The sequence below is a fragment of the Stenotrophomonas sp. FW305-C-20-S1 genome, from assembly GCF_058783335.1.
On the sequence record NZ_JBYTEK010000015.1, the window covers coordinates 84225 to 94549 of the forward strand.

At 67.9% G+C, this 10325-nt stretch carries 11 protein-coding genes; 7 read left to right on the forward strand and 4 right to left on the reverse strand.

The window, feature by feature from the left end:
- The first annotated feature begins 129 nt into the window (after positions 1-129).
- The 3 genes from AC3WTC_RS10510 to AC3WTC_RS10520 are packed head-to-tail and all read left to right on the forward strand — an operon-like array spanning position 130 to position 2578.
- On the forward strand, positions 130-1200 hold the full coding sequence (locus AC3WTC_RS10510) for a class I SAM-dependent methyltransferase (RefSeq protein WP_492711392.1): 1071 nt from the start codon (positions 130-132) through the stop codon (positions 1198-1200).
- On the forward strand, positions 1197-1898 hold the full coding sequence (locus tag AC3WTC_RS10515) for a pseudouridine synthase (RefSeq protein WP_080150140.1): 702 nt from the start codon (positions 1197-1199) through the stop codon (positions 1896-1898). Before AC3WTC_RS10510 ends, AC3WTC_RS10515 begins: the two co-directional genes overlap by 4 nt.
- Positions 1895-2578, forward strand: coding sequence for an HAD family hydrolase (locus AC3WTC_RS10520; protein WP_032976401.1), 684 nt, complete (start codon positions 1895-1897; stop codon positions 2576-2578). The genes AC3WTC_RS10515 and AC3WTC_RS10520 overlap by 4 nt, the downstream gene beginning before the upstream one ends.
- A gap of 212 nt (positions 2579-2790) precedes the next feature.
- On the opposite strand, the gene fabB is transcribed toward AC3WTC_RS10520, so the two are convergent.
- Together fabB and fabA are read right to left on the reverse strand one after the other, a co-directional pair.
- Positions 2791-3999, reverse strand: coding sequence for a beta-ketoacyl-ACP synthase I (gene fabB, locus AC3WTC_RS10525; protein ID WP_312110104.1), 1209 nt, complete (start codon positions 3997-3999; stop codon positions 2791-2793).
- The gene (gene fabA, locus AC3WTC_RS10530; protein WP_025878420.1) at positions 3999-4514 is read right to left on the reverse strand and encodes a 3-hydroxyacyl-[acyl-carrier-protein] dehydratase FabA; all 516 of its coding nucleotides are present in this window, start codon (positions 4512-4514) and stop codon (positions 3999-4001) included. Before fabA ends, fabB begins: the two co-directional genes overlap by 1 nt.
- A gap of 191 nt (positions 4515-4705) precedes the next feature.
- Here fabA and dinB point away from each other — a divergent pair, with 191 nt between their 5' ends.
- The gene (gene dinB, locus AC3WTC_RS10535) at positions 4706-5800 is read left to right on the forward strand and encodes a DNA polymerase IV (protein WP_354276078.1); all 1095 of its coding nucleotides are present in this window, start codon (positions 4706-4708) and stop codon (positions 5798-5800) included.
- A gap of 177 nt (positions 5801-5977) precedes the next feature.
- On the opposite strand, the gene AC3WTC_RS10540 is transcribed toward dinB, so the two are convergent.
- Both AC3WTC_RS10540 and AC3WTC_RS10545 read right to left on the reverse strand, forming a co-directional pair.
- The gene (locus tag AC3WTC_RS10540) at positions 5978-6889 is read right to left on the reverse strand and encodes an MBL fold metallo-hydrolase (protein ID WP_033830260.1); all 912 of its coding nucleotides are present in this window, start codon (positions 6887-6889) and stop codon (positions 5978-5980) included.
- A 173-nt stretch (positions 6890-7062) separates the two neighbouring features.
- Positions 7063-7701, reverse strand: a complete 639-nt coding sequence (locus AC3WTC_RS10545) for an NAD(P)-dependent oxidoreductase (RefSeq protein ID WP_088101644.1) — start codon at positions 7699-7701, stop codon at positions 7063-7065.
- 106 nt (positions 7702-7807) lie between these two features.
- Between AC3WTC_RS10545 and AC3WTC_RS10550 the strand changes: the two genes are divergently transcribed.
- From AC3WTC_RS10550 to gph, 3 genes are read left to right on the forward strand one after another with little or no spacing between them, the layout of a single operon-like run.
- Entirely contained in the window at positions 7808-8737 is a 930-nt protein-coding gene (locus AC3WTC_RS10550) for a LysR family transcriptional regulator (RefSeq protein WP_492711393.1), read from the forward strand.
- On the forward strand, positions 8734-9525 hold the full coding sequence (locus AC3WTC_RS10555; RefSeq protein ID WP_223483297.1) for a class I SAM-dependent methyltransferase: 792 nt from the start codon (positions 8734-8736) through the stop codon (positions 9523-9525). The genes AC3WTC_RS10550 and AC3WTC_RS10555 overlap by 4 nt, the downstream gene beginning before the upstream one ends.
- A 50-nt stretch (positions 9526-9575) precedes the next feature.
- Positions 9576-10244 carry a phosphoglycolate phosphatase gene (gene gph, locus AC3WTC_RS10560; protein WP_025878426.1) on the forward strand — a complete coding sequence of 223 codons (669 nt, stop codon included), beginning with the start codon at positions 9576-9578 and terminating at the stop codon, positions 10242-10244.
- The last annotated feature ends 81 nt before the right edge of the window (positions 10245-10325 follow it).

The following is a 10325-nucleotide window of genomic DNA, read 5'->3' on the forward strand; positions in this document are numbered from 1 at the left end:
CTTCTACCCTGAGCGCTGGCATGTTGCTGCGGCATCAAGGCAACGTTGAAGTTTCGCAAAGCGGCGTTCGGGGCCGGGCCGGACAAGCCGGTACAATGGACGGCCCTCACGCTTCCAGTACCCGCGCCGATGGCATCCAGCGACGACGCCCCCCTGCAGACCCTGTTCCTGCCGTTCTCCGGCGGCGCCCTGCGCTGGCCGGAGGGTCCGGTGGCCTTCCTGCGCGCCCGTGACGGCTGGCCCCTGCGCGAGCAGGCCGGCGGCCGCCAGGTGGATTGCGAGCAGAGCTTCGCCCCGTTCGCGCAGCCGCTGCAGCAGGCCGCTGGCTGGACCGTCTGCGGGCAGCTGGATGATGTTGCCGGCCGCGGCCGTTACCCGCTGGTGCTGGTGCTGCCGCCGCGCCAGCGCGAGGAAGCCCGCGCGCTGTTCGCCCGTGCCCTGGCGCTGGTCGCCGAGGGTGGCCGCATCGTGGCCTGCCAGCACAACAACGAAGGCGCACGTTCCGGCGAAGGCGACCTGAAGCAGTTGACCGGACTCGGCGGCAGCCTGACCAAGAACCACTGCCGCGTGTTCTGGACTGCACCGCTGCAGGGCCAGCACGATGCGGACCTGGCCAAGCGCTGGGCCACGCTGGACGCGGTGCGGCCGATCGTCGGCGGCCGTTTCCTCAGCCGTCCGGGCGTGTTCGCCTGGGACCGCATCGACCCGGCGTCGGCCCTGCTGGCCGAGCATCTGCCGGCCGACCTGGCCGGGCGTGCAGCTGACCTCGGTGCCGGTTACGGCTACCTGTCGCGTGAACTGCTGGAACGCTGCCCGAAGATCACCGCGCTGGACCTGTACGAGGCCGAGAAGCGCGCGCTGGACCTGGCCGAACTCAATCTGGCGCCGCCACCGCGCCACGTGCCGCTGCGCTTCCTGTGGCGCGACGTCACCGCCGGTATCGAGCCGGACTACGACGTCATCATCAGCAACCCGCCGTTCCACACGCCCTCGCGTGCGGATCGCCCGGACATCGGCCAGCGCTTCATCGCCGTGGCCGCGCAGGCGCTGCGCCCGGGTGGGCGCCTGTACGTGGTGGCCAACCGCCACCTGCCCTACGAGTACACGCTCAACGAGAGCTTCGGCGCGGTGCGCGTGGTTGCCGAGCGCGATGGCTTCAAGCTGGTCGAAGCGGTGAAGGGCAAGGGGAAGGCCCGGTGAAGCTGGTCAAGCACATCGCCAACCTCGGCTACGGCAGCCGCAAGCAGGTGCAGTGGATGTTCCGCGAAGGCCGCGTCACCGACGCCGATGGCGAGGTGCTCTACGCCGACGACCAGGTGCCGCATGAAGCGGTGCGGGTGGACGGCGAGCCGCTGGACCCGCCGGTGGGCCTGGCGCTGGCGATGTACAAGCCGGCCGGCTACACCTGCTCGACCAAGGACAAGGGCCGCTTGATCTACGACCTGCTGCCGCCGCGCTTCCGCGACCGCGACCCGGTGCTGTCCACCGTCGGCCGCCTGGACCGCGAGACCAGCGGCCTGTTGCTGCTGACCGACGACGGCAACCTGCTGCATCGGATCATTTCGCCGAAGTCGAAGCTGCCCAAGGTTTACGAAGTGGAGCTGGCCGAAGACCTGCGTGGTGACGAGGTGGCGCTGTTTGCCAGCGGCACGCTGATGCTGGAAGCGGAGAAGACGCCCCTGCTGCCGGCTGAACTGCAGGTGCTCGGGCCGCGCAGGGCGCGCCTGGTACTGCACGAGGGCCGCTACCATCAGGTACGCCGCATGTTCGCTGCCACAGGCAACCACGTGCAGGCACTGCACCGCAGCCGTGTTGGTGGCCTGGACCTGCAGGGACTGGCCGAAGGGCAATGGCGGCTGCTGACCTCCACCGATCTGGATACGTTGTTCGCTCCATGACCTCCATCGCTGCGCTGCCGTTCCTGCCCGACGCCGTCATCTTCGACATGGACGGCCTGATGATCGACAGCGAGCGTGTGTCGCTTGCATGCTGGAGCGAAGCGGCGGAGGAGTTCGGCCTGCCCCTGGATGCCAGCTTCTTCGTGCGCATGGTCGGCCTTGGCGACCGCGACAGCCAGGCGCTGTTGCGCCAGCAGGGCATCGAAGACAGCATGATCGAGGCCATGGCCGCGCGTTGCCATGATCTGTACGAGGAGCGCACGCAGACCGGGCTGCCGCTGCGGCCGGGCATCCTGGAACTGCTGGAGTTGTTGAAGGCGCACGCGGTGCCGCGCGCGGTGGCGACCACTACGCGGCAGCCGCGGGCCAACCGCAAGCTGGCTGCAGCCGGGCTGCTGCCATACTTCGATGCGGTGATCACCAGTGGCGATGTGGCGCGGCCGAAGCCGGCGCCGGACATCTACCTGCTGGCCGCGCAGCGGCTGGGACAGGCGCCGGAACGTTGCCTGGCGCTGGAGGATTCGCCGGCGGGAACCCGTGCCGCGCTGGCGGCCGGCATGACCGTGATCCAGGTACCGGACCTGGTGCATCCCGATGAAGAACTGCGCGCGCTGGGCCACCGCATCGTCGGCTCGCTGGTGGACGCGCACGCGCTGCTGCTGCCGCTGCTGCCGAGGTAACGGTGGGGGATGGTGGGTGATGGTGGGTGCCGACCGTTGGCCGGCACGCTTCACCGTTCTCGCCGGGCATGGCCCGGCGCTACCGCCCTGGCAGGTGCCACCTTGAAGCTGGTGGGTGCCGACCGTTGGTCGGCACGCTTCACCGCTCTCGCCGCGCATGGCCCGGCGCTACCGCTCTGGTAGGTGCCAACCTTGGTTGGCACGCTTTCAGATCACACTCTGCCGAACACCAGCGCCGCGTTGGTGCCACCGAAGCCGAAGCTGTTGGACATCACCGTATCCAGCCTCTGCTCGCGGCTTTCGCGCAGGATCGGGAAGCCTTCCACCCTCGGGTCCAGCTCGCCGATGTTGGCCGAGCCGGCCACGAAGCCATCGCGCATCATCAGCAGGCAGTAGATCGCTTCATGCACGCTGGCGGCGCCCAGCGAATGGCCCGACAGCGCCTTGGTCGAGGACAGCGGCGGAATCGCATCGCCGAACACCTCGCGGATCGCACCCAGCTCGGTCACATCGCCCAGCGGGGTCGAGGTGCCGTGGGTGTTGAGGTAATCCAGCGGACGGTCCACATTCTGCAGCGCCATCTTCATGCAGCGCACGGCGCCTTCGCCGGACGGCGCGACCATGTCGGCGCCATCGGAGGTCACGCCATAGCCGATCAGCTCGGCATGGATGTGCGCGCCACGTGCCACCGCGTGTTCGTAGTCCTCCAGCACCAGCATGCCGCCACCGCCGGCGATGACGAAGCCATCGCGGTCCTTGTCATACGGGCGCGAGGCGCTGGCGGGGGTGTCGTTGAAGCTGGTGGACAGTGCGCCCATCGCATCGAACATCACGCTCATCGACCAGTGCAGGTCTTCACCGCCGCCGGCGAACATGATGTCCTGCGCGCCGTGGCGGATGAGGTCGGCAGCCGCACCGATGCAGTGCGCCGAGGTCGCGCATGCGGCCGACAGCGAGTAGCTGACGCCCTTGATCTGGAATGCGGTGGCCAGGCAGGCCGACACGGTCGAGCACATCGTGCGCGGCACCATGTACGGACCCACTTTGCGCACGCCACGGCTGCGCAGCAGATCCACCGCACCCACCTGCCATTCGCTGGAGCCACCGCCGGAACCGGCGATCAGGCCGGTGCGCAGGCCGCTGACCTGTTCCGGGGTCAGGCCCGCATCGGTGATGGCATCGGCCATCGCCAGGTAGGCGAAGGCAGCGGCATCGCTCATGAAGCGCTTCTGCTTGCGGTCGATCAGCGCATCCAGGTCGAGGTCGACGCGACCGCCGACCTGGCTGCGCAGGCCGGCTTCGGCGTGGTCGGCCAGCGCGGTGATGCCGGCGCGGCTTTCACGCAGGGCGGCCGAAACGGTATCCAGATCATTGCCGAGGCAGGACGTGATGCCCATGCCGGTGATGACGACGCGACGCATCAGAAGCTCCCGGTTTCGGTGAACAGGCCCACGCGCAGGTCGCGGGCGTTGTAGATCTCGCGGTCGTCCACGTACATGCGTGCGTCGGACTGGGCCATCACCAGCTTGCGGTTGATGACGCGGCTGATGTCGATCTCGTAGCGCACCAGCTTGGCATCAGGCAGCACCTGGCCGGTGAACTTCACTTCGCCGCAGCCCAGGGCGCGGCCCTTGCCGGGGGCACCCAGCCAGGTCAGGAAGAAGCCAGTCAGCTGCCACATGGCATCCAGGCCCAGGCAGCCGGGCATCACCGGGTCGCCGATGAAGTGGCAGCCGAAGAACCACAGGTCCGGGCGGATATCCAGTTCGGCGCGTACCATGCCCTTGCCATGCGGTCCGCCGTCCTCGCGGATTTCGGTGATGCGGTCGAACATCAGCATCGGGTCGTTGGGCAACCGGCCGGCGGCAGCGCCGAACAGTTCACCGCGTGCGCTGGCCAGCAGCTGGTCGCGGTTGAACGCGTGGAGACGAGTCATGGAAAGCGCAATCCTGGAAGCGAAAACAAGGCAACGAATTCCCGAGGATGCACGACGGATCAGGCGGATATCAAACCGCGTCTCCGTACGCGTGCGTAGTGTTTTCAGCTGAAACCACGCATCCCGTTGATGCACAACGACCATACTTCGGCGTCTGGACCGGTACGGTGCGGGTATCATGTGGGCCAACCATGAACGCACTGCGCAAGATCATCCACGTCGACATGGACGCCTTCTACGCGTCGGTGGAGCAGCGTGACGATCCGTCACTGCGCGGCAAGCCGGTGGTGGTGGCATGGCGCGGTGCGCGTTCAGTGGTGTGTGCCGCTTCGTACGAGGCGCGCGTGTTCGGCGTGCGTTCGGCGATGCCGGCGCTGCGCGCCGAACGCCTGTGCCCGGACGCGATCTTCGTGCCGCCGGACTTCGCGCGTTACAAGGCGGTATCGCGCCACGTGCGCGAGATCTTCCTGCGCCATACCGACCTGGTCGAGCCGCTGTCCTTGGACGAGGCCTACCTGGACGTGACCGAGCCGAAGAGTGGCATCGAACTGGCCACCGACATCGCCCGCACCATCCGCGCGCAGATCCGCGAGGAAACCAACCTGACCGCTTCGGCCGGGATCGCGCCGAACAAGTTCCTGGCCAAGATCGCCTCGGACTGGCGCAAGCCCGACGGCCAGTTCGTGATTCCGCCGCAGCGGGTGGACGCATTCCTGCTGCCGCTACCGGTGAACCGCGTGCCCGGCGTGGGCAAGGTGATGGAAGGCAAGCTGGCGGCGCGCGGCATCGTCACCTGCGGCGACCTGCGGCAATGGACGCTGCCGGACCTGGAAGACGCCTTCGGCAGCTTCGGCCGCAGCCTGTACAACCGCGCACGTGGTGTCGACGAGCGGCCGGTCGAACCGGACCAGCAGGTGCAGTCGATCTCTTCGGAGGACACCTTCGCCGAGGACCTGCTGCTGGAAGACCTGAGCGAGGCGATCGTGCAGCTGGCCGGGAAGACCTGGCAGGCCACGCGCAAGACCGAACGTATCGGCCACACGGTGGTGCTGAAACTGAAGACCGCGCAGTTCCGCATCCTCACCCGTAGCTTCACCCCCGAACGCCCGCCGGAATCGATGGAAGAACTGCGCGACATCGCACTTTCATTGCGCGCCCGCGTAGATCTACCCGCCGACACCCGCTATCGGCTGGTCGGCGTCGGCCTCGGCGGCTTCCGCGAAAAGGAAGCCGTGGTGCAGGGCGAATTGTTCGAGCACGCAACGAACGACTCCCCACGGACCTGATACATGTGTCGACCAAGGTCGACACCTACCAACAGCCGCGTGCCGACCAACGGTCAGCACCCACCCCGCCTACCCACGGAATGCCTGCTGTTGCTTTGGCTTTGAGGTTGCCGGCCAGCGGCCGGCACTACCGTTTCTGCGGGTGCAGGGCGCAGCCCTGCAAAAGAACCCCCTACCTTACGGCCACTGCATCTCGCCCTTGGCCACCTTCGCACTCAACTCCAGCGACGCCACACCCGCCAGCTGCGGATAGCGCGCCTGCATCGCCTTCACCAACGCAGCGCTGTCCTTGGCCTTGGCGGTTTCAACATCGAAGGCACGGATGTAATCCGCGGTGAAGCGCAACGCACTGGCATCCAGTACCGCACCCTCCGCGTAATGGCCGGGCACCACCACCTTCGGCTTCAGCGCCTGCAGCTGCTGCAGCGTGCGCAGCCAATCGGCATGCGACTGCGGCGTCTGCGTATCGGCCATCCACACGTGCTCGCCGGCCACCACCGGAATGCCACCGACGATCGCGCGCAGCGACGGCACCCACAGCACGCTGCGGTCCGGCGTCGGGCCATCCAGGCCGATCAACGGCAGGCGCTGGCCTTCCAGCTGCAGTGCATCGCCTTCCAGCACCGCGGGCACCACGATGCGTGCGGGAGCGTCGGCGCCCATCTTCGGCCCCCAGTACGCCAGCTTGCCGGCCTGGGATTCACGGATGTGCGCCACGGTCTGCGCGGTCGCGACGATGCGCGCCTGCGGGAACGCATCCTGCACGGTGGCCAGGCCGAAGTAATAGTCCGGATCGCCATGGCTGATGTAGATGGTGGTCAGCCGCTTGCCGCTGGCACGGATCTGCTCGACCAGCCGGCGTGCATCGCCGGCAGCAAATTGCGCGTTGACCAGGATCGCGTCGTTGCGCCCTTCGATCAGCACCGAGGACACCGAGAACATTGCCTGCGGGCCGGGATGGAAGGTCTGCAGGCGCAGCTGGGATTTGGCAGCGCTGGCGGGTGCAGGCGCGGCCGGTGCGGCCAGCAGTGGGGCGCTGGTGAAGCTGGCAGCCAGCGCGAGAGGAAGCAGCAGGGCAGCAGTACGCATGGGAGGTGTCCTTGGAGTGTCGAGCCGAGCGTTGGCTATGCCGGGCGTCCTTGCCCGGCCCCCTACGGGCCGTCGCAAGCGACGTTGGCAACGGCTCCCGCCGTTGCCTTCGGCGTTACAGGTGGGTAGCGCCGGGCCATGCCCGGCGGGCGGTCAGGCCGGCGAGTGCGTGATCAGTACGCCGCCGTGATGATCTGCCTGGGGTGCTTGTGCGCTTCCAGTTCGGCGATGAACGCGGCGCCGTAGTCGGCGTAGCTGATGCGGCTGTGGCCGCTGGCATCGGCCAGGAATGCCTTGGGCTGCACGCGGTACTGCCCACGCTCTTCACCTGGGCCGATTTCGGCGGCCGGCGAGAAGAAGGTCCAGTCCAGGTCATCCACCGCCTGCAGGCGGTTGAACGCTTCACGGTGGGCAAGCGCGTAGGGCTTGTAGGCCTCCGGGAAGGTGGGGGTGTCGACCAGCTGCACGCCGGGGGCGACTTCCAGGCTGCCGGCGCCGCCGACCACGACCAGGCGCGGCACGTTGGCCTTGCGGGCGGCGTTGGCCAGTTGTGCGGCAACCTCGCCGACGCGACCGATGTCGTCGCCCGGGCGCGGGCCGTAGGCGCTGGCCAGCACATCGTGGCCGGTGATGGCGGCGACCAGGGCGTCCTGGTCATCCAGCGAGGCGATGACCGGATGGGCACCGGCCAGCTCGGCCGGCAGGTCCTGCGCGCTGCGCACGATGACGGTCAGTTGATGGCCGTTGGCCAGCGCGTGGCGGGCGATCTGGCGGCCGATGTTGCCGGTGGCACCGACGAGGGCGATCTTCATGGCAGGACTCCGTGGGGGTGGTGGCTGGGAATGGGGCCACTGTAGGCTGCTTCAGTCGCTCGAAAAACAGCGTATAACGCGCTTGTTTGTTGCATGGATCGAGCAGATGGACCGATTGACCGCCATGACCGTATTCGTCGAAGTTGCCGAGCGCGGCAGCCTGACCGCCGCCGCCGAGGTGCTGGACATGTCGCGGGCGATGGTCAGCCGCTACCTGGCCGAGGTGGAGGGCTGGCTGGGCGCGCGGCTGCTGCACAGGACCACGCGGCGGGTCAGCCTGACCGGGGCCGGTGAAGCCGCGCTGGCGCGTTTCCGGCAGATGCTGGCGATCGGCGAGGAACTGCAGGGTGAGCTGGCCAGCGACGATCCCGAGCCACACGGCACGCTGCGCATCACCGCCAGCGTGTCGTTCGGGCAGAGCCATCTGGCGCGTGCGGTGGCCGCCTTCGTGCAGCGCCATCCGGCCGCACGCATCGAACTGCTGCTGGTCGACCGCATGGTCAACCTGGTGGAGGAGCGCGTCGACCTGGCCGTGCGCATCGCGCGGCAGATCGATCCCAGCCTGATCGCACGTCGCTTGGCGATCTGCCGTTCGGTGCTGTGCGCGACGCCGGCCTACCTGCAGGCGCGTGGCACGCCGACCGCGCCCGAACACCTCGCCGTGCACAACTGCCTGACCCATCACTACGTCGGCAAAAGCCTGTGGCAGCTGCATCGCGAAGGGCGCTCGTTGTCGGTGGCGGTGGGCGGCAACATCAGTGCCAATGAAGCATCGCTGTTGCTGGAGGCGGTGCGCGCCAATGCAGGTATTGCCATGTTGCCGACCTACCAGGTCGCACCGTTGCTGCGCAGTGGTGAGCTGATCGAACTGCTGCCCGAGTACAGCCTGGACGAGCTGGGCATTCATGCCGTGTACGCCTCGCGCCGGCAACAGCCCGTTATCATGCGGCGATTCCTGGATTTCCTCGCTGAGTGCTTCGCCAGCCCGGCCTTCCAGGATCTGGACTGGCGCACTTCGGGCAAGGAGAACACATGAACCATGGACAGGCATTGATCGACCACAACCGTGCTGCCTGGGACCGCCAGGCCAGCGAGGTGCGCGAGTGGTCGCGACCGGTGGATGCCGAAACGATTGCCGCCGCACGCGAGGGACGCTGGCAGGTACACCTGACGCCGCGTGCGTTGCCGCTGGATTGGCTGGGCGATGTGCGTGGCAGGCGCATCCTGTGCCTGGCCTCGGCCGGTGGCCAACAGGCACCCGTGCTTGCCGCGGCAGGCGCTGAGGTGACCGTATTCGATCTTTCCGAAGGGCAGCTGGCGCAGGACCGCGCCGTCGCCGACCGCGACGGTCTGTCGCTGCGCACCGTGCAGGGTGACATGCGTGATCTGCAGGCCTTTGCCAGTGACAGCTTCGACGTGGTGTTCCATCCCATATCGAACCTGTACGTGCCCGACGTGCGTCCGGTGTGGGCCGAGTGCCGCCGGGTGCTGGCACGCGATGGCCTGCTGATGGCCAGCTTCTACAATCCGGTGGTGTTCGTTGCTGCGCGTGATGCACAGCTGAGCGAGCAGGGCCTGATCCGTCCGCAGCACGCGATTCCCTATTCCGACCTGGAAGACCTGGAGCCCGCCGCGCGCGAGGCCAAGCTGGCCCGTGGCGAAGCGCTGACATTCGGCCACAGCCTGGGGGATCTGATCGCCGGGCAGCTGGATGCCGGGTTCGTCATCGACCGCTTCATGGAAGACTGGCAGCCGCAGCCGCGCTTCCTGATCGACCGTTACCTGCCGACCTTCCTGGCCACCCGCGCACGCCGGATCGGCTGAAGACGCGGGCGTACAATGGACGGCCCCACGTTGCACGAGTGAGCCGTCCCTTGTCGTATCCCTATCCGCTGGTCGTGTTCGACCTCGATGGCACGCTGGTCGACAGCGCCGCCGATATCGCCGAAGCACTGAACCGCACGCTGGAAGACATCGGCCTGGCGCGCGTACCCGAAGCCACCGTGCTGGGCTGGATCGGCGACGGCGTGCGCCGGCTGGTCGAACAGGCCGTGCAGGCCGCCGGGCGTCAGATCGATCTGGCAGCGGTGATGCCGACCTTCATGGTCCATTACCGCGAATGCCTGCTGCGCAGCCCGCAGCTGTTCGCTGGCGTAGTGGACGCGCTGGCGCAGTTGCGGGCGTTGAACGTGCCGCTGGCCATCTGCACCAACAAGCCGGCCGCGCTGGTGCCGCCGTTGCTGCAGCATCTGGGCATCGCCGATGCCTTTGCGCTGGTGCTGGGTGGTGATTCGCTGCCGCAGCGCAAGCCCAGTGGTGAGCCGTTGCGGCATATCGCCGCGCACTTCGAACTGCCCGTCGATGCGTGCCTGATGGTTGGCGATTCGCTCACCGACTATCGTGCTGCCGAGGACGCCGGCATGCCGATCGCGCTGGTGCGCTACGGCTATCCGCGAGGACTGGACCTGGAAAACGCGCAGGCCGTCGCGGTAATCGACGACCTGCGTGAACTGCCGGGATTGGCTGCGGTATCGGCGATCTGACCTGCCGGTAGCGGGGGGGGGGGGGGGGGGGGGGGGGGGGGGGGGGGGGGGGGGGGGGGGGGGGGGGGGGGGGGGGGGGGG